14 protein-coding genes are annotated in these 17,622 nt (G+C 68.0%); 7 read left to right on the forward strand and 7 right to left on the reverse strand.

Translation table 11 applies throughout. The annotated features are described in order from the left end of the window. Positions 1 to 167: 167 nt before the first annotated feature. The 4 genes from VN11_RS06545 to VN11_RS06560 form a co-directional block, all read right to left on the reverse strand. A complete protein-coding gene (locus VN11_RS06545; RefSeq protein WP_053449172.1) occupies positions 168 to 785 on the reverse strand; it encodes an HD-GYP domain-containing protein in 618 nt (205 codons plus the stop codon). Positions 786 to 829: 44 nt separating this feature from the next. Continuing rightward, complete coding sequence (gene mfd, locus VN11_RS06550) at positions 830 to 4,294, reverse strand: transcription-repair coupling factor (RefSeq protein ID WP_053449173.1); 3,465 nt, start codon at positions 4,292 to 4,294, stop codon at positions 830 to 832. Between the two features lie 209 nt (positions 4,295 to 4,503). Next, positions 4,504 to 5,049, reverse strand: a complete 546-nt coding sequence (locus VN11_RS06555; protein ID WP_004150340.1) for a GNAT family N-acetyltransferase — start codon at positions 5,047 to 5,049, stop codon at positions 4,504 to 4,506. Positions 5,050 to 5,144: 95 nt separating this feature from the next. Next, positions 5,145 to 6,002: a 23S rRNA (adenine(2030)-N(6))-methyltransferase RlmJ gene (locus tag VN11_RS06560; RefSeq protein WP_006425982.1), complete on the reverse strand. Its 858-nt coding sequence runs from the start codon at positions 6,000 to 6,002 to the stop codon at positions 5,145 to 5,147. Positions 6,003 to 6,037: 35 nt separating this feature from the next. Here VN11_RS06560 and creB point away from each other — a divergent pair, with 35 nt between their 5' ends. The 7 genes from creB to VN11_RS06595 all read left to right on the forward strand — a co-directional run bounded on the left by creB (position 6,038) and on the right by VN11_RS06595 (position 13,936). Next, a complete protein-coding gene (gene creB / locus VN11_RS06565) occupies positions 6,038 to 6,763 on the forward strand; it encodes a two-component system response regulator CreB (RefSeq protein WP_080374885.1) in 726 nt (241 codons plus the stop codon). Between the two features lie 3 nt (positions 6,764 to 6,766). Beyond that, positions 6,767 to 8,227, forward strand: a complete 1,461-nt coding sequence (creC, locus tag VN11_RS06570; protein WP_053449174.1) for a two-component system sensor histidine kinase CreC — start codon at positions 6,767 to 6,769, stop codon at positions 8,225 to 8,227. Positions 8,228 to 8,308: 81 nt separating this feature from the next. Further along, positions 8,309 to 9,628: a cell envelope integrity protein CreD gene (gene creD / locus VN11_RS06575; RefSeq protein ID WP_053449175.1), complete on the forward strand. Its 1,320-nt coding sequence runs from the start codon at positions 8,309 to 8,311 to the stop codon at positions 9,626 to 9,628. A gap of 10 nt (positions 9,629 to 9,638) precedes the next feature. Beyond that, entirely contained in the window at positions 9,639 to 10,049 is a 411-nt protein-coding gene (locus tag VN11_RS06580; protein ID WP_053449176.1) for a hypothetical protein, read from the forward strand. 247 nt (positions 10,050 to 10,296) lie between these two features. Continuing rightward, on the forward strand, positions 10,297 to 11,853 hold the full coding sequence (locus VN11_RS06585; RefSeq protein ID WP_053451268.1) for a M20/M25/M40 family metallo-hydrolase: 1,557 nt from the start codon (positions 10,297 to 10,299) through the stop codon (positions 11,851 to 11,853). A gap of 153 nt (positions 11,854 to 12,006) precedes the next feature. Continuing rightward, complete coding sequence (gltX, locus tag VN11_RS06590; protein ID WP_053449177.1) at positions 12,007 to 13,410, forward strand: glutamate--tRNA ligase; 1,404 nt, start codon at positions 12,007 to 12,009, stop codon at positions 13,408 to 13,410. A 34-nt stretch (positions 13,411 to 13,444) separates the two neighbouring features. Further along, positions 13,445 to 13,936, forward strand: a complete 492-nt coding sequence (locus VN11_RS06595; RefSeq protein ID WP_004150412.1) for a Fur family transcriptional regulator — start codon at positions 13,445 to 13,447, stop codon at positions 13,934 to 13,936. Positions 13,937 to 14,044: 108 nt separating this feature from the next. Here the strand turns inward: VN11_RS06595 and VN11_RS06600 are convergent, their stop codons facing one another. From VN11_RS06600 to VN11_RS06610, 3 genes are read right to left on the reverse strand one after another with little or no spacing between them, the layout of a single operon-like run. Continuing rightward, entirely contained in the window at positions 14,045 to 15,205 is a 1,161-nt protein-coding gene (locus VN11_RS06600) for an HlyD family secretion protein (protein WP_053451269.1), read from the reverse strand. Between the two features lie 10 nt (positions 15,206 to 15,215). Further along, positions 15,216 to 16,889, reverse strand: a complete 1,674-nt coding sequence (locus tag VN11_RS06605; protein ID WP_053449178.1) for an MFS transporter — start codon at positions 16,887 to 16,889, stop codon at positions 15,216 to 15,218. Further along, complete coding sequence (locus VN11_RS06610) at positions 16,889 to 17,455, reverse strand: TetR/AcrR family transcriptional regulator (RefSeq protein WP_053449179.1); 567 nt, start codon at positions 17,453 to 17,455, stop codon at positions 16,889 to 16,891. Before VN11_RS06610 ends, VN11_RS06605 begins: the two co-directional genes overlap by 1 nt. Between the last annotated feature and the right edge of the window lie 167 nt (positions 17,456 to 17,622).

Consider the following 17,622-nt stretch of genomic DNA (forward strand, 5'->3'; position numbering starts at 1 on the left):
GGGCAGTCGACCAACCGGCCCGACGAAACCCGCTTGGTAGAGTCGACCGTTGGTCGACTATCGCGTGCAGCGCGGAATGTTCGCGATCTGGACGAAGGGCAGTCGACTAACAGTCGACTCTACCGGCGCGTCGGCGGGCGCGTCAGTTGATACCCGGCGGCAGGCAGTTACGCCAGCTCCGGCTCCTGCGCCAGCATGCGGTGGAAGCGCTGCAGCACGTAAGGATCGACCAGGCCACCGGACTGGTTCTCGATGATGCCCAGCGCAGCCTCGCGCGCCATCGCGGCACGATAGGGACGCACGCTGGTCATCGCATCGTAGGCATCGGCGATGGTGACGATGCGCGCACCCAGCGGAATGCTCTCGCCACGCAGACCATCGGGATAGCCGCTGCCATCGAATGCTTCGTGATGGGCACGGATCAGCCGTGCAACCGGTGCGGCATCGCTGCGCCCGGTGGCCAGGAAGATATGCTCGCCGCGCACCGGGTGCTCACGCATGATCGCGCGCTCTTCGTCGGTGTGCCGGCGCGGGGCCAGCAGCACGTCGTCGGGGATGCCGATCTTGCCGATGTCGTGGAAGCGGGCGGCCAGGCCGATCTGTTCACAGGCCTCGGTGTCGAGGTCGCAGTGCGCGGCCAGGCGCTGCGCGAGCAGGCCGACACGGTCGCAATGGTGGCGGGTGTAAGCGTCGCGCATCTGCAGCGACATCGAGAGGGCATCGATCAGGCAGGCCTGCGCGTGCAGCAGGTCGGGGGCGGGTACGGCGTCAGGAAACATGGGCATCCACCCGCACCGGGTGGGGACCGGTGCGGGGTATTCGGGGGCGATCAACCCGGGGCGAGGGTGGTCAGGAGGGCGCGGGCCGCGTTGAAGCGGTCTTCCGGCAACGGCAGTGGGTGCTTGATGCGCAGCTTGTCGGGCCCTTCCATGGCGTAGAGGTTCGGTTGCTTCTGGATCAGCTGGATCACCGCCATCGGGTCGATGTTCGGCTTGGATTCGAACACGATGCGGCCACCGTTCTCGCCCAGGTCCAGCTTGCGGATGCCGAGCGTGTTGGCCTTCAGCTTCAGCTCGGCGATGGCGAACAGGTGCTTGGCCGCATCCGGCAGCAGGCCGAAGCGGTCGATCATCTCCACCTGCAGCTCGCGCAGTGCATCGCTGTCGCGCGCGCTGGAGATGCGCTTGTACAGGGTCAGGCGGGTGTGCACGTCCGGCAGGTAGTCTTCCGGAATCAGCGCCGGCACATGCAGCTCGACTTCGGCGCCGCGCACTTCCTCGCCGGCATCCAGGTCGGGCAGCTTGCCCTGCTTGATGCTGCGTACCGCGCGTTCCAGCAGTTCGGTGTACAGGCTGAAGCCGACCTCGGCCATCTGTCCGCTCTGGTCCTCGCCCAGCAGTTCGCCGGCACCGCGGATCTCCAGATCGTGCGTGGCCAGGGTGAAGCCGGCGCCGAGTTCGTCCATCGAGGCGATCGCTTCCAGGCGCTTTTCCGCATCCGGGGTGATCGAACGACGGTCGGGGGCCACCAGGTAGGCGTAGGCGCGATGGTGCGAACGGCCGACACGGCCGCGCAGCTGATGCAGCTGGGCCAGGCCGAAGCGGTCGGCGCGGTTGATGATGATGGTGTTGGCGTTGGGGATGTCGATGCCCGACTCGATGATCGTGGTCGACAGCAGCACGTTGAAGCGCTGCTTCTGGAAATCCAGCATCACCTTTTCCAGCTCGCGCTCGGGCATCTGGCCGTGGGCGATGCCGATGCGCGCCTCGGGCACCAGCTCGGACAGCTCGCGCTGCATGCGGCCGATGCTCTCCACGTCGTTGTGCAGGAAGTACAGCTGGCCGCCACGCGCCAGCTCGCGCTGGAAGGCTTCGCGCAGCAGCGCGTTGTCCCACTGCGTGATGAAGGTCTGCACCGCCAGCCGGTTCGGCGGCGGGGTGGCGATGATCGAGAGGTCACGCAGGCCGGCCATGGCCATGTTCAAGGTGCGCGGGATCGGCGTGGCGGTCAGGGTCAGCAGGTGCACGTTGGCGCGCAGCGCCTTCAATGCTTCCTTCTGGCGCACGCCGAAACGCTGTTCCTCGTCGACGATCACCATGCCCAGGTCCTTGAACTTCACGTCCGGCTGCAGCAGGCGGTGGGTGCCGACGATGACGTCGATGGTGCCGGCGGCGACCTTCTCCAGTTCGGCCTTGATTTCCTTGCTGGTCTTGAAGCGCGACAGCACTTCGACCTTCATCGGGTAGTCGGCGAAGCGGTCGCGGAAATTGCGGAAATGCTGTTCGGCCAGCAGCGTGGTCGGCACCAGCACGGCCACCTGCTTGCCAGCGCTGGCGGCGGCGAAGGCGGCGCGCACGGCCACCTCGGTCTTGCCGAAGCCGACGTCGCCGCAGACCACGCGGTCCATCGGCTGGCTGCTGGCCAGGTCGCGCAGGGTGGCGTCGATCGCGGCCAGCTGGTCCGGGGTCTCCTCGAACGGGAAACCGGCCGCGAACGGTTCGTACATCGCGCGGTCCACCTGCAGCGCCAGTCCGGCACGCGCCTGGCGGCGGGCCTGGATCTCCAGCAGTTCGGCGGCCACGTCGCGCACCTTCTCGGCGGCCTTGCGCTTGGCCTTGCTCCACTGCTCGCCGCCGAGCGAATGCAGCGGCGCGGTTTCCGCAGATGCACCGGAATAGCGACTGATCAGGTGCAGCTGGGCCACCGGCACATACAGGCGGTCGCCCTTGGCGTATTCGATTTCGAGGAACTCGCCGGGCATGCCGCCGACGTCCATCGCGATCAGGCCACGGTAGCGGCCCACGCCATGGTCCTCGTGCACGATCGGTGCGCCTTCGGTCAGCTCGCCGAGGTCGCGGATGATCGCTTCCGGCTCGCGGCCGGCACGGCGCGTGCGGCGGGTGCTGCCGGCGCGCTCGGGGAACAGCTGGCGCTCGGTCAGCACCGCGATGCGCGGATCGTCCAGCGCGAAGCCGTCTTCCAGTGGCGCCACCGCGATCGCGAAGCGCGCATCGCCGGCGAGGAAGCCGGGCAGGTCGGCCACCACCGGTGGCTTCAGCTCGGCGGCCTGCAGCACTTCCAGCAGGGCTTCACGGCGGCCAGGCGAATCGGCGGCGATCAGCACCCGGCCCGGGTAGTGGCCGAGGAAGGACTTCAGTGCATCACCGGCCGGTGCTTCGCGTGCAGCCACCGGCAGCGGCGGCAACGGCTGGTCGCCCAGCGCGTGCGCATCGGCGATGCGTGCGTGGTCGGCCGACCACACTTCGATGCGCGGCGCATCGTTCAGGCGCTCGCGCAGCAGTTCCGGCGACAGGTACAGCGCCGACGGCGGCAGCAACGGGCGCTCCACATCGTGGCGGCGCTGTTCGTAGCGCTCGCCGGTCTGCGCCCAGAACGTCTCGGCGGCTTCACCGGCACCGGCACAGACCACCGGCAGGCTGCCGCTGGGCAGGTAATCGAACAGGGTCGCGGTGCGCTCGAAGAACAGTGGCAGGTAGTACTCGACGCCGGCCGGGGCCAGCCCGGACTTCAGGTCCTGGTACAGCGCGCTGCGCCGGGTATCGACATCGAAGCGTTCGCGCAGCGTGGCCAGCACGCGGGCGATGCTGGCCTCGTCCATCGGCACTTCGCGGCCGGGCAGCATGTGCACGGCCTCGACCTTGTCCAGCGAGCGCTGGCTTTCCGGGTCGAACGCGCGGATCGAGTCGATGTCCTCGTCCAGCAGCTCTACCCGCAGGGGCTCGTCGGCACCCATCGGGAACACGTCGAGCAGGCCACCGCGCACGGCGAAGTCGCCCGGGTCCATCACCTGCGGCACGTTGCGGTAGCCGGCGCTCTCCAGGCGGCGCTTCTCGGCCTCCAGGTCCAGGCGCTGGCCGACCTTCAGGTCGAAGCTGCCGCCGATCACGTAGCTGCGTGGCGCCAGCTGCTGCAGCAGGGTCTGCACCGGCACGATCACCAGGCCGCGCTTCAGCGCAGGCAGGCGGTGCAGGGCGGCCAGGCGCTGCGAGATGATGTCCGGATGCGGGCTGAAGCGGTCGTAGGGCAGGGTTTCCCAGTCCGGGAAGGCGACCACCGGCAGGGCCGGGTCGCCGCCAAGCAGGGTCTGCAGGTCGGCTTCGAGCTGGTTGGCACCGTGGTTGTCACGGGCGATCACCAGCAGCGGGGCGTCGTGCGCACGCGCGGCCTGGGCCAGGTACCAGGCCAGGGCGGTCGGCGATGCGGGGGCGCGCCACCAGGCGCGGAGCTGGCCGGCGCGCGGCAGCGGCGGGGCGGGGTATGAGGTACGCGACATGGACCCCGGATTTTAGCAGAAGCCCGGTCGAAGCCCGCCAGGTAGTCCCGGCCGCTGGCCGGCATTCCGATACCCCAACGGTGCATGAGGCTGCCGGCCAGCGGCCGGCACTACCGGAATGCGGTGCCGGGCAGTGCCCGGCGCATCCGTAGAGTCGAGCTTGCTCGACTATCGAAACATGCGGTGCCGGGCAGTGCCCGGCCCATCCTTCAGTTGTCCAGCTCCAGCACCATCCGCACCAGGCCTTCGGCGCCGGTAGGATGAGGCACCGGCTTGAAGCCCAGCGAGGCGGCCAGCTGCTTCATCGGCTCGTTCTCGGCGGCCACGTCGCCGTACAGGCGGTCCAGGTACTTGCCGCGGCCCCACTTCACCAGCTTGCGCATCAGCTGCCGGCCCAGGCCCTGGCCGATCAGGAAGCGGCTGATCAGGATCGCGTACTCGGCTTCACGGGTACCGGGGATGATCGAGGCCCGGGCGACCGCGCCGACCACCGCTTCGCCAGCGGGCAGGGATTCGGCTGCGACCAGGGTGATCTCGGTCTTGGGATTGGGGTGGGTCAGGCGCTGGGTGGTTTCCGGCGACAGCTCGGTCACCGCCTGCAGGAAACGATCACGGATTTCTTCCGGCCCGAACAGGCTGAACGCTGCTTGCAGCGGCGCGCCATCTTCCGGGCGGATGGGGCGGATCAGCAGCTCGTGGCCGCTGGGAGCCTTGAAGATCTCATGCCAGGGCGGCATGCGGTTGCGAGTGGCCATACCGGGTGATTCCTTGGTGGTCCATCGATTGTGGCATCACCGGGGCTGCATTCCGTGAACGAAAGGCTCACGGCGGTACAGCCTCGTGAAGGCCGTTATTCGGGGGCTTTGAGCCAATCCAGGCGGGTGCTGGCACCGGGTTCGCCCAGGTGCTGGCGCAGCGCCGGCAGGGCTGGGCCGACCACCCGATCGAACTGCCAGGGCGGGTTGAGCAGCAGCATGCCACTGCCGTTGAGGCGCAGCGGCGAGTCGTCCGGGCGCACCAGGAACTCGATCGTCATCGCCGATTTCACCGGCAGCGCACTGGCCTTGCGCAGGAAGTGCAGGATGGTGCGGCGCTGCTTGATCGGGAACCACACCGCGCAGGTCGCCTGCGGCCAGCGTGCCAGAGTCTCGGCCAGGGCGGCCAGGATGTTCTGGTACTCGGCGTCCTGGGCCTCGTAGGGCGGGTCGATCAGCACCAGGCCGCGGCCGATCTTGCTGCCGTTGAACTTCGGCGGCAGCAGCGAGCGCAGCAGCGCATAGCCATCGCCCGGACGCACGTCGACGCGGCTGTCATGGGCGAACAGCGCCTTCAGCGTGGCCGTTTCGGGTTCCTGCAGCTCACACACCGCCATGCGGTCCTGCGCGCGCATCGCCTGTGCGCTCAGCAGCGGCGAGCCCGGGTAGTTGGTCAGCGCGCCCACCGGGTTGTCGGCCTGCACGGCCTTCAGGTAGCGCTCGACCACCTCCGGCAGCTTGGGCTGGGCCATCAGTCGCATGATTCCGGACTCGGCCTCCAGGGTCTTGCGGCTCTCTTCACTGGCCAGCAGGTAGCGGCCGGCACCGCCGTGGGTGTCGAGCACGAAGAACGGGCTGTCCTTGCGCTTGAAGCTGTCGATCAGGGCCAGCTGCACGATGTGCTTGAGCACATCGGCGTGGTTGCCGGCATGGAAGGCGTGGCGATAGTTCATGGGCGGCAGTGTACGGGGCGGCGGCCGCAGCGGCTATGCTGCGCGCCATGACAGCCCCTGTTGCCCATGTCCTGGTGGTCGAGGACGAAGCCGCCATCGCCGAAACCGTGCTCTATGCGCTGCGCAGCGAAGGCTATGCCGCCAGCCACTGCCTGCTGGGCAGCGAAGCCCTGCAACGTCTGCAGGCCGGCGGCATCGATCTGCTGGTGCTGGACGTGGGCCTGCCGGATCTGGGCGGCTTCGAGGTGTGCCGGCGGCTGCGCGCGCAGCCGGGCCCGGCTGCGCAGCTGCCGGTGATCTTCCTGACCGCCCGCAATGACGAAGTGGACCGCGTGCTCGGCCTGGAACTGGGGGCCGACGACTACATGACCAAGCCGTTCTCGCCGCGCGAGCTGGTGGCGCGGGTGCGTGCTCGCCTGCGCCGTGCCGCACCGCTGGCGACAGCGGGCAGCGCCGAAGCGGGCTGGCAGGAGCACGGCGCATTTGCCATCGACCGCGACGGCCGCCGCATCCGCTTCAGGGGCCAGGCGCTGGACCTGACCCGCTACGAATACGCGCTGCTGGAGGCATTGCTGCAACGCCCGGGCGCCATCCTCAGCCGTGCACAGCTGATGGATCGCGGCTGGGACAGCAGCGCCGACAGCGCCGACCGTACCGTGGACACCCATGTAAAGACGCTGCGCGCCAAGCTGCGTGCGGCCGGTGCCAGTGATGATCCGATCCGCACCCACCGTGGCCTCGGCTACGCGCTGGAGGTCTAGCCGATGCGCCTGGTGCTGAAGCTGTTCCTGGGCTTCTTCCTGATCACCGGCATCGCCGCGTTCTTCGTGATGCGGGTGTTCGTCAATGAAGTGAAACCGGGTGTGCGCCAGGCGATGGAGTCGACCCTGGTCGATGCGGCCAACGTACTGGCCGAGATGGCCGCCGCCGACGTCAAGGACGGCACCATCCGCAGCGGCGGCTTCACCCGCAACCTGGCCAAGGCGCGGCAGCGCGACCTGAAGGCAATGGTCTGGCGCTTCCCGAAGCGCTCGCTGGATTACCGGGTGACCATCACCGACGCCCGAGGCATCGTCATCTACGACTCGCTGGGCCGCGACCTCGGCCGCGACAACTCGCGCTGGAACGATGTCTACCGCACCCTGCGCGGCGAGTACGGCGCCCGTTCCAGCCCGGAAGTACCGGGCGAGGAAGGCGATACCGTAATGCACGTGGCGGCGCCGGTATATGACCCGGCCGACGGACGCACGCTGATCGGTGTGCTCAGCCTGGCCCAGCCCAACCGCAGCATCGATCCGTTCATCGCCGCCAGCCAGCGCGCCATCATCGAGCGCGGGGCATGGCTGATCGGGCTGTCGGCGCTGGTCGGCGTACTGGTGACGATGTGGCTGACCACCGGCCTGGGCCAGCTCAGCCGCTATGCCCGCGCGGTCACCGCCGGCGAACCGGTACCGCCGCCGCGCCGACGCCGCGACGAGATCGGCGATCTCGGCCAGGCGCTGGAAACCATGCGCCGCAAGCTGGAAGGCAAGGCCTACGTCGAACAGTACGTGCAGTCACTGACGCACGAGATGAAGAGCCCGCTGGCGGCGATTCGCGGTGCCGCCGAGCTGCTGCAGGAGCCGCTGCCCGAGGCCGACCGCGTGCATTTCGCGCGCAGCATCGTCGACCAGCAGGAACGGCTGACCGAGACCATCGACAAGCTGCTGGCGCTGGCCGAAGTGGAGCAGCATGGCTGGCTGCAGACCCGCGACCCCATCGCGTTGCCGGTGCTGCTGGCCGAGGCGGCGGCTGCGGCGCAGGTGCGCGCGCAGGCGGCGGGCGTACAGGTGCGCATCGGCAGCGCGCCCGACCTGTCCGTGCAGGGCGATGCCTACCTGCTGCGGCAGGCGCTGCACAACCTGATCGACAATGCCATCGCGTTTTCGCCGTCCGGCGCGGAGATCGCGTTGCAGGCCGAGGTGGACGGGCAGGGCGTGCGCCTGCAGGTGGCCGACCGGGGGGCGGGCATTCCGGACTATGCGCGCGATCGGGTATTCGAGCGCTTCTATTCGCTGGCGCGCCCCGCTAGTGGACGGCGCAGTTCCGGCCTGGGCCTGCCATTCGTGCAGGAGGTCGCGCGCCTGCATGACGGCCGTGCCAGCGTCGAGGCCCGTGACGGCGGCGGCACCGTGGCCAGCCTGTGGTTGCCGTTGAGCGTGCCGGGCCAGCGCCCGCGCCGCTGACTTCACACTCGCTTCAAATTCGCCACAAACCCTGCTCACCGCAGCGGTCCATCCTGCAGCCCTCTCCAACGAGGATGGACCATGAAATCCCTGAAAATGCTGCTGCGGTTCGCCATTGTCGGCGGGCTGATCCTGCTGCTGCTGGTTCCACTGATGATGATCCGAGGGGTCATTACCGAGCGCAGCGCATACCGCGACGAGGCGTTCTCGCGGGTTGCCGACAGCCGCGCCGGGGTCCAGCGCCTGGTCGGGCCGGTGCGGGTGGTGCCGTGGGTAGAGCGCCAGCAGGTCGAGGTGGTCGACGCCAAGGGCAACAAGAAGACCGAGGTGCAGGTCAGCGAAGGCCACTGGCTGCAGATGCCGGCCACGCTGGAAGTGGGCGGTGAGATGCTGCCGAGCCAGCGCGAGGTCGGCCTGTTCAAGGTGCCGGTGTACAGCTGGAACGGCCAGCTGAAGGCAACGTTCGCCGTCGACGACTACCCGGTGAAGGCAGGCCGCAGCTACGGACAGCCGTATGTGGCGCTGGGCGTCTCCGACGTGCGCGGGCTGGTCGGTTCGCCCAACCTGCGCGTGGACGGAAAGCAGCTGCGGCTGCTGCCAGGCGTCGAAGCGGCCAGCGAAGTCGGTCGCGGCCTGCATGCTCCCGTGGCCGGGTTCGCCAGCGACCAGGGCGGCAGCCTGGCCGCCAGTACCGTCGAACTGGAACTGCGCCTGGACGGCAGCCGCATGTTGTCGGTGGTGCCGGTGGGCGATGACACCCGCATCGCGCTGCGTTCGAGCTGGCCGCATCCGTCGTTCAGTGGTGCATTCCTTCCCAACGAGCGACGCGTCAATGCGCAGGGCTTCGATGCACGCTGGGCGGTGTCCTCGCTGGCGTCCGACGCGCAGCGCCAGCTGCGCAGCGACGGCGCGATCGATTCGCAGGCGGTGACCGTGTCGCTGGTCGATCCGGTCGATACCTATACCCAGGCCGACCGCGCTTCCAAGTACGGCGTGCTGTTCGTGCTGCTCACCTTCGTCGGCTTCATCCTGTTCGAACTGATCAAGTCGCTGCGCATCCATCCGCTGCAGTACCTGATGGTGGGCCTGGCGCTGGCGATCTTCTTCCTGCTGCTGATCAGCCTGTCCGAGCACATCGCGTTCTGGAAGGCCTACCTGGTCTCGGCCGTGGCCTGCATCGGGCTGCAGGCGGTGTACCTGGCCAACGTGCTGGGCCACTGGAAGCGTGGCCTCGGCTTTGCCGCGCTGCTGACCGTGTTGTACGGCGCGCTGTATGGGCTGCTGGTGTCGGAGAACAACGCGCTGCTGATGGGCTCGCTGCTGCTGTTCGTGATCCTGGCGCTGGCGATGTGGGTGACCCGCCGGGTCGACTGGTACGCGCTTGGCGCGGAACTGAAGTAAGGAGGACGCCATGGGCTGGCGCCACGGATTGCGGCAACGGGCACGGCAGGGCATTCCGGCCCTGCTGGAAGTGGATGCACTGCTGCAGGCACATGGCGTGCTGGCGGCCCTGCCGGGGGCACGGATCGCCCCCGGCCTGGTCCGCTTCCAGCTGGCCGCGGTGACCTGCGAGGGATTGCAGGGCCAGGGATTGGACTGGTTGCAGGGCGCGCGGCAGGGACGCGGCGCGCTGGCGGGCAGGGTGCCACGCTACCGGCCATGGAAGGCCGGAGCGGAGGCGCTGGCCGAGATCGGCATCGGCGGCCTGCCGGAGGACTGGCCGGCACATGCGGCGGTGTACGGCTGCAGCAGCATCGACCGGCGGCACTGGTTGCTGCTGCTGCCGGCGCGGGCGCAGCTGTGGCTGGGCTGGAGTGGATGAGGTGGCTTGGCAGGCGCGAACCAACCACTCTCCTGTGTGGCCACTCTCCTGTGGGTGCGAACCAACCGCTCTCCTGTGGGTGCGAACCTTGGTTCGCACGCTTCCGCACCGCCCATGACCGATGGGACGGTATCACCGCGCCCCTGCTGGCTAGACTCGACGGGTTGATGATCGAGCCGAAGGGCAGGGGTGCGGCGTGTTGAAGTGGAGCGGGCTGAAGTGGGGTGTGCTGGCGGTAGCGCTGGCGATGGGGGGCAATGCAGGGGCGCAGCAGCGCGAGACGGTGGACCTGGACATGGTCAGCCGCATCCGCCAGGAGGCCTTCCATCGTTCGCAGGTGATGGACACCTTCAGCTACCTCACCGAGCGCATCGGCCCGCGCCTGACCAATTCCCCGGCGATGGGCCGCGCCAACGCCTGGACCCGTGGCAAGTTCAACGAATGGAAGCTGGACAACGTCCACGACGAAGCCTTCGATGATTTCGGCCGTGGCTGGGAGTTCACCTCGGCCAGCGTGGAAATGCTGGGCGACCGCATCCAACCGCTGCATGCGCTGCCCAAGGCCTGGACGCCGGGTACGAACGGCCCGGTGGAAGGCGAACTGGTGCAGGTCGAGATCAAGAAGCCCGAAGACATCGAGAAGTACCGCGGCAAGCTGCGCGGCAGGATCCTGTTGCTGGGCGAAGCACGCGAGTACAAGCGCGGCACCGAGGCAGATTCGCATCGCCACGACGCCACCTCGCTGGAAGGCCTGCAGGAATTCACCCTGCCCAAGGACCAGGACGCCACCGCCGAGCGCGCCAAGCGGGTCAAGGAATACCAGGAGCGCCAGGCGCTGGCGAGCAAGGTCAATGCGTTCTTCGTCGAAGAGGGCGCGCTGGCCTCGATCAGCATCAGCAGCTGGGACAACGGCATCATCCGTGTTGCCGGAGGTGGTTCGCGCAAGGCCGGTGAATCGGTGGGCATCCCCGAGCTGGCGATGATCAGCGAACACTTCAACCCGCTGGTGCGCGCGCTGAAGGCCAAGCAGACCGTGCGCCTGCGCGTGGACGTGGCCGCGCGTTTCACTGACGAAGCCGACCAGCCCGGTTACAACACGCTGGCCGAGATCCGCGGCAGCAGCAAGCCCGATGAGGTGGTGATGATCGGCGCGCATATGGATTCGTGGCACAGCGGCACCGGCGCGGCCGACAACGCCGCCGGCGTGGCGGTGATGATGGAGGCCATGCGTATCCTCAAGGCCACCGGTGCCAAGCCGAAGCGGACCATCCGCGTGGCGCTGTGGAGTGGCGAGGAGCAGGGCCTGATCGGCTCGCAGGCCTATGTGGCCAAGCACTTCGGCCAGTTCCCGGAACCCACCGACCCGGCGCAGAAAGCGCTGCCGGCCTCGCTGCGCGAGCCGACCGGTGCGCTGCGCAAGACGCGCGACTACAGCAAGTTCCAGGTGTACTTCAACATGGACAACGGCTCGGGCCGCTTCCGTGGCATCTACGCCCAGGAAAACCTGGCGGCGATGCCGATCTTCGAAGCCTGGCTGGCGCCGTTCCATGACGTGGGCGCCACCACCGTGGCCACCCGCAACACCGGCAGCACCGACCACATCAGCTTCGACCGCATCGGCCTGCCGGGCTTCCAGTTCATCCAGGACCGCCTGGACTACTTCAGCAACGTCCACCACAGCCACCTGGACACCTGGGACCACGCCGAGCCGGAAGACCTGAAGCAGGCCGCGGCCATCGTCGCCTCGTTCGCCTACAACGCCGCCATGCGCGAGCAGCCGTTCCCGCGCAAGGCTGAACCATAAAAGGGGACGGAGGGGATTAAGTCGTTTCTCCCCTCCGCTTCCCGTCCGTAGCCGCATCGGCTCGGCAATCGCGACTTAATCCCCTCCGTCCCCTTTTTCCGTCGGGGGCGGTGGGCTGGTAAAATCGGGGGATTCCCGTTCCCCGAGCGCCTCATGATCTGCCGCACCCGCTTCGCCCCCAGCCCCACCGGTTACCTGCACATCGGCGGTGCCCGCACCGCGCTGTACTGCTGGCTGGAGGCCCGCCACCGCGGCGGCGAGTTCGTGCTGCGCATCGAGGACACCGACCGTGAACGCAGCACCCAGGGCGCGATCGACGCCATCCTGGAGGCGATGGAGTGGCTGGGCCTGGATTACGACGAGGGCCCGATCTACCAGACCGAGCGCGTCGCCCGTTACCAGGAAGTGGCCGAGCAGCTGATCGCCAACGGCAAGGCGTACTACGCCTACGAAACCCGCGAAGAGCTGGACGCGATGCGTGAAGCCGCCATGGCCCGGCAGGAAAAGCCGCGCTACAACGGCGCCGCGCGCGAGCTGGGCCTGCCGTACAAGGACGACCCGAACCGCGTCATCCGCTTCAAGAACCCGCTGGAAGGCACGGTGGTGTTCGACGACCTGATCAAGGGCCGCATCGAGATCGCCAACAGCGAGCTGGATGACATGGTCATCTTCCGCCCGGACGGCTACCCCACCTACAACTTCGCAGTGGTGGTGGACGACTGGGACATGGGCATCACCGAGGTCATCCGCGGCGACGACCACATCAACAACACCCCGCGCCAGATCAACCTGTACGAAGGCATCGGTGCGCCGGTGCCGAAGTTCGGCCACATGCCGATGATCCTTGATGAGCAGGGCGCCAAGCTGTCCAAGCGCACCGGCGCGGCCGACGTGATGCAGTACAAGGACGCCGGCTACCTGCCCGACGCGCTGCTGAGCTACCTGGCCCGCCTGGGCTGGTCGCACGGTGACCAGGAGCTGTTCAGCCGCCAGGAACTGATCGAGCTGTTCGACGTGAAGGACTGCAATTCCAAGGCCTCGCGCCTGGACATGGCCAAGCTGGGTTGGGTCAACCAGCACTTCCTGAAGACCGAGGATGTGGCTGCCATCGTGCCGCACCTGGTCTACCAGCTGCAGAAGCTGGGCCTGGACGTGGCCGCCGGCCCCGCCCCGGAGGACGTGGTGATCGCGCTGCGTGAACGCGTGCAGACCCTGAAGGAAATGGCCGAGAAGGCCGTGGTCTGGTACCAGCCGCTGGCCGAGTACGACGAAGCGGCGGTGGCCAAGCACTTCAAGGCCGGTGCCGAGGTGGCGCTGGGCAAGGCCCGCGAGCTGCTGGCGGCGCTGCCGGAGTGGACCGCCGAGTCGGTCGGCGTGGCCCTGCACGACGTGGCCGCCGCGCTGGACATCGGCATGGGCAAGGTCGCCCAGCCGCTGCGCGTGGCCATCACCGGCACCCAGGTCAGTCCTGACATTTCCCATACCGTGTACCTGGCCGGCCGCGAACAGGCCTTGAAACGCATTGATGTGGCCATCACCAAGGTAGCAACGGCCTGAGGCATCCTTGCCAGGCCCGAACCGGAGAACACGCATGCCCGCCAAGACCGCCACTGCCTGTACCGCCCCGCACCACCACGTCCACGACGCATCGGATTTCGTGGCGGTGGTCGAGCGTGTCTCGCGCGAACGCGGGCTGCGCCTGACCCCGATCCGCGCCAACGTACTGAAGCTGATCGCCGAGGCCGGCAAGCCGGTCAAGGCCTACGAGCTGCTGGAATGGGTGCGCAACGGCAAGGGCGTGGGCGCCGATGCCCCGCCCACCGTGTACCGCGCGCTGGACTTCCTGATGGCCAACGGCTTCGTGCACAAGCTGGAATCGGTGAATGCCTTCGTGGCCTGCCATCACCCCAGCAGCGCGGCGCACTCGGTGCCGTTCCTGATCTGCAACAGCTGCCACAGCGCGGTGGAGCTGGAAGACCGCGAGATCGTCACCCAGCTGGAAAAGCGCGCCAAGGAGCTGGGCTTCCAGCCGCAGGCACAGACCCTGGAAGTGCACGGGCTCTGCGCGCGCTGCGCCGGGTAACGCAACGATAGTGCCGGCCGCTGGCCGGCATGGGAGCGGGGTCGGATCCATTCGCCATTGGCAAAGGGATCTGACCCCGTTTCATATCGGCGCAACCGGGCCTGTACCCTAGTCCATCGGCTTGGTCGCGGTATCCACCCGCACGATCACCGACATGCCTGGACGCAGCTGTGCTCCCAGCTTCTGCTCCCCGTCGATCCTGATGCGCACCGGCAGCCGCTGCACCACCTTGGTGAAGTTGCCGCTGGCGTTGTCCGGGCGCAGCACGCTGAACTCGGACCCGGTGGCGGGCGCGATCTCCTCCACGCGGCCGCTCAGCACCTGGCCGTGGAAGGCGTCCACCGAGAACGAGGCGGGCTGGCCGATCGCCATCTGCCAGGTCTGGCCTTCCTTGTAGTTGGCGACCACCCACAGCGTGTCAGGCACCAGGAACAGCAGCTGCGAACCGGCGGCCACGTACTGGCCCACGCGCACGCTGGCCTCGCTGATCTGGCCGTCGCGCGGTGCGTGGATCACCGTATTGGCCAGGTCGATGCGGGCCAGTTCCAGTTGTGCCTGCGCGCTCTCCACCTGCGCTTCCAGGCTCTTGCGTGCCACCCGGGTCGATACCAGCGTTTCCTCGGCGATGCGGATCTGCGCCTGCGACTGCTGCACGCTGGCCTGCGCCGAGGCCTGGCTGGTGCGGAACTTGTCGCGGTCGTTGACCGACACCAGCTGCTGTGCGGCCAGCTCCTCGTAACGGCGGGCCTCGTTGCGCGAGCGCTGCAGTTCGGCCTGGCCCGCCGACAGCGTGGCGTGTGCGGAGGCGATCTGCGCACGGTTCTGCGCCTGCGACTGGTCCGAATTGGCCAGTGCCGCGCGTGCGCTGTCCAGCGTCGCCTGTGCCTGGGCGACACGTTGCGCATAGATGCGGTCATCGATGCGCAACAGCGGTTCGCCCTTCTTTACATGCTGGAAGTCCTTGACCAGCACCTCGGTCACGTAGCCGTTCACCTGCGGCGCCATCACCGTGATCTGCCCGCGCACATAGGCGTTGTCGGTCACCATCACGCTGCTGGTGAAGGGCCACAGGTGCCAGGCACGCAGGATCAGTGCGATCCCCAGCAACGCCACCACCACCATCACCACCACGCTGCGCGCGCTGGGCTTGAGGTATTTCGGCGCGGCCGCCGGCGCCGCGGGCGTGGGCGCAGGCGCCGCATCGGTCGGTGGCGGCGGGGTGACGTTGTCGGCGTCGATGTCGTCTGGGCGGGGCGGGACAGGGGGCATGGCGATCAACTCAACGGGGCGCGGCCGGCGTGGCCGCAGCAGGGGACGTGGGGTGGCGCTTGCGCCATTGCTTGAGCACGGCGGTACGCAGCGACAGCAGCAGCAACCAGCACAGGAAGCCGATGGCCAGCCAGCCGCTCAGGGTGAACACATCATTGAAGCCGCGCACATTGGCTTCGCGGCGTGTGATCTGCGCCAGCTGCGCGCTGCCCTGCGCGCTGCGCAGGACCGGATCGGTGATCTGTGCGCTGTACAGCTGCTGCTGCAGGCGCAGGCGCTGCGCGACCACCGGGTCGGCCGGATCGAGCTGGCTGGTCAACGCGCTGGAGTACAGCTGCTCGCGATGCAGCTGGAAGGTGCCGAGTACCGCCGAACCGGCCAGGCCGCCCAGGGTCTGGGTGATCGACAGCGTGACCAGGAAGGTGATCATGTGGTCCACGCCCTGCTTCAGTGCAGCGGAGATGCCGAGCATGATCAGCGGGCCCATGAACATGCCGGCGCCGACCGAGGCCAGGAACTGGCTGACGTAGAAGTCGTGCGGCCGGTCCAGGCTGGTGCGGTGCTGGTCGAAGAAGGCAGCGGTGCCCAGCAGCAGGATCGCCATCAGCAGCTGGGCGATCAGCCGCTTCGGACCGAACGTCAGCGACGCCGCCGCGATGCCGGTGATCACGCCGGCCAGGATCACGCCGAACAGCGGTCGCAGCTGGTCCGGGCCCATGCCCAGCGTGCGCATCAGGTTGACCACGCCGTAGGACTGCTCGGTGGTCAGGAAGCGGATCAGGAACGCGCCGACGATGAAGTGCAGTACCGGCAGGCTGGCCAGCCAGCGCGTCTGCAGCAGCGGGTTGCGGCGGTAGTGTTCGATGATGAAGGCAGTGGTGGACAGCGCAATGGAGGCGACCAGTGCCCACCCCAGCCACGGCGTATCCAGCCACCAGCGCGTATAGCCCTGTGCCAGCACGATCACCAGCAGGGCAACGGCAGGGGCGAGCAGGGCGAAGGTGAGGAAATCCATCGGCTCGAACGCCTTGATCTGGATGCCGGGCGGCAGCTTCAGCACCACCACCGCCGCGAACGCGCACAGGGCGAGGCCGGCCTCGAATGAATAGAGCTGGTGCCACTGGCCGGTATCGACCAGGCCCGGCGAGACGATCCAGGCGATCGGCACTGCCAGCTGCGAAAGGCCCACACCCACCACCAGCAGGTTGCCGGTGAAGCGGCGCGGCAGCGCCTGCAGCATGTACAGCGTGCCCAGTGTCGAACAGGCGGCGCCGGCGAAGCCACTGGCGGCGCGGGTCAACAGGGTGGTCTCGAAACTGCCGACGAACAGATGCAGCACCGCCAGCGCCGCGTACAGGCCCAGGCCGATCTCGGCGAACAGGCGGATGCCGTACTGCTGGCGGAACTTGAAGGCCAGCAGGTTGGCGGTGACATTGACCATCGCGTAGGCCGCGACCAGCCAGCTGCCCTGGGTCGGCGTCAGTGCCAGCTGGCCCTGCAGGAACGGCAGGTTCGCGGTGACCAGCGCGTTGCCGAGGCCGCCGGTGATCGCCACCAGCAGCGACACCAGTGCATAGGCCACGCGTCGATGGGGCGGATGCCAGGGCATCGAAGCCGAACCGGGCATGGTCGGCTTCTCGTGCTCCTCCCAATCCGGAACCGGCTTCAGATACGGCTGGACCATCAGGGCGCCTCGCTGGGTGCTCCCTGCAGACCCCCGCGCAGCAGCTGCAGGGCACGCCCGGCCAGCTGGGCGCGCTCGTCGCGGGTCTTGCCGCGCAGGGCTGCGCCCAGCATGCCCGAGATCAGTGAAATATCCGTCTTCTCCAGATCGGCGCGGCACAGGCCGGCGGCCTTGGCACGGGCAATCGGCGCTTCCAGCAGGTCACGCACGGTCTCGCGCGCGGTGCGCATGGCCGGCACGTCCGAATCCACCGCACGCCAGTAATCGGCGAGGGCAGGCGAATCGATGATGCGCTGGGCCATGCCCTCGAACACCTCGAACAGGGCGTCGTCGCGGTCGCCGAGCTGTTCGACCTGGCGCCGGATGCGGTCAACCGTACGCTGCAGCAGCGCCTGGATCAGCGCAGTGCGGTCGGGGAAGTTGCGGTACAGGGTGGCGCGGCCCACCTGGGCGCGTTCGACCACCAGGTCCAGTGGAGCGGTGACGCCATGTTGGCCGAACACATGATCGGCGGCGTCGAGGATGAGGGCACGGCGGGCAGCGGCATCGGCACGTTGGGCGGTCATGGGTTCATTTTCGGACATTAATGTCCGGTTGGCGAGACATTGAGTGACGGGATTGTCCGTTTGTTGTCGTACGCACATCTTTGTGACGCTTGCGTGATGGTGTTGGCGGAAATGAAAACGGGGGCCCGAAGGCCCCCGCTGGAGATGCTTTAGATCCACGCCATGCG

Origin of the sequence: Stenotrophomonas maltophilia, from assembly GCF_001274595.1 — a bacterium.
GTDB classification, from domain to species: domain Bacteria; phylum Pseudomonadota; class Gammaproteobacteria; order Xanthomonadales; family Xanthomonadaceae; genus Stenotrophomonas; species Stenotrophomonas forensis.

Coding starts and splice junctions, on each gene's coding strand:
- VN11_RS06545 (WP_053449172.1), bottom strand. CDS start 785: ATGCCCATGTTTCCTGACGCCGTACCCGCCCCCGACCTGCTGCACGCG.
- mfd (WP_053449173.1), bottom strand. CDS start 4,294: ATGTCGCGTACCTCATACCCCGCCCCGCCGCTGCCGCGCGCCGGCCAG.
- VN11_RS06555 (WP_004150340.1), bottom strand. CDS start 5,049: ATGGCCACTCGCAACCGCATGCCGCCCTGGCATGAGATCTTCAAGGCT.
- VN11_RS06560 (WP_006425982.1), bottom strand. CDS start 6,002: ATGAACTATCGCCACGCCTTCCATGCCGGCAACCACGCCGATGTGCTC.
- creB (WP_080374885.1), top strand. CDS start 6,038: ATGCTGCGCGCCATGACAGCCCCTGTTGCCCATGTCCTGGTGGTCGAG.
- creC (WP_053449174.1), top strand. CDS start 6,767: ATGCGCCTGGTGCTGAAGCTGTTCCTGGGCTTCTTCCTGATCACCGGC.
- creD (WP_053449175.1), top strand. CDS start 8,309: ATGAAATCCCTGAAAATGCTGCTGCGGTTCGCCATTGTCGGCGGGCTG.
- VN11_RS06580 (WP_053449176.1), top strand. CDS start 9,639: ATGGGCTGGCGCCACGGATTGCGGCAACGGGCACGGCAGGGCATTCCG.
- VN11_RS06585 (WP_053451268.1), top strand. CDS start 10,297: ATGGGGGGCAATGCAGGGGCGCAGCAGCGCGAGACGGTGGACCTGGAC.
- gltX (WP_053449177.1), top strand. CDS start 12,007: ATGATCTGCCGCACCCGCTTCGCCCCCAGCCCCACCGGTTACCTGCAC.
- VN11_RS06595 (WP_004150412.1), top strand. CDS start 13,445: ATGCCCGCCAAGACCGCCACTGCCTGTACCGCCCCGCACCACCACGTC.
- VN11_RS06600 (WP_053451269.1), bottom strand. CDS start 15,205: ATGCCCCCTGTCCCGCCCCGCCCAGACGACATCGACGCCGACAACGTC.
- VN11_RS06605 (WP_053449178.1), bottom strand. CDS start 16,889: ATGGTCCAGCCGTATCTGAAGCCGGTTCCGGATTGGGAGGAGCACGAG.
- VN11_RS06610 (WP_053449179.1), bottom strand. CDS start 17,455: ATGACCGCCCAACGTGCCGATGCCGCTGCCCGCCGTGCCCTCATCCTC.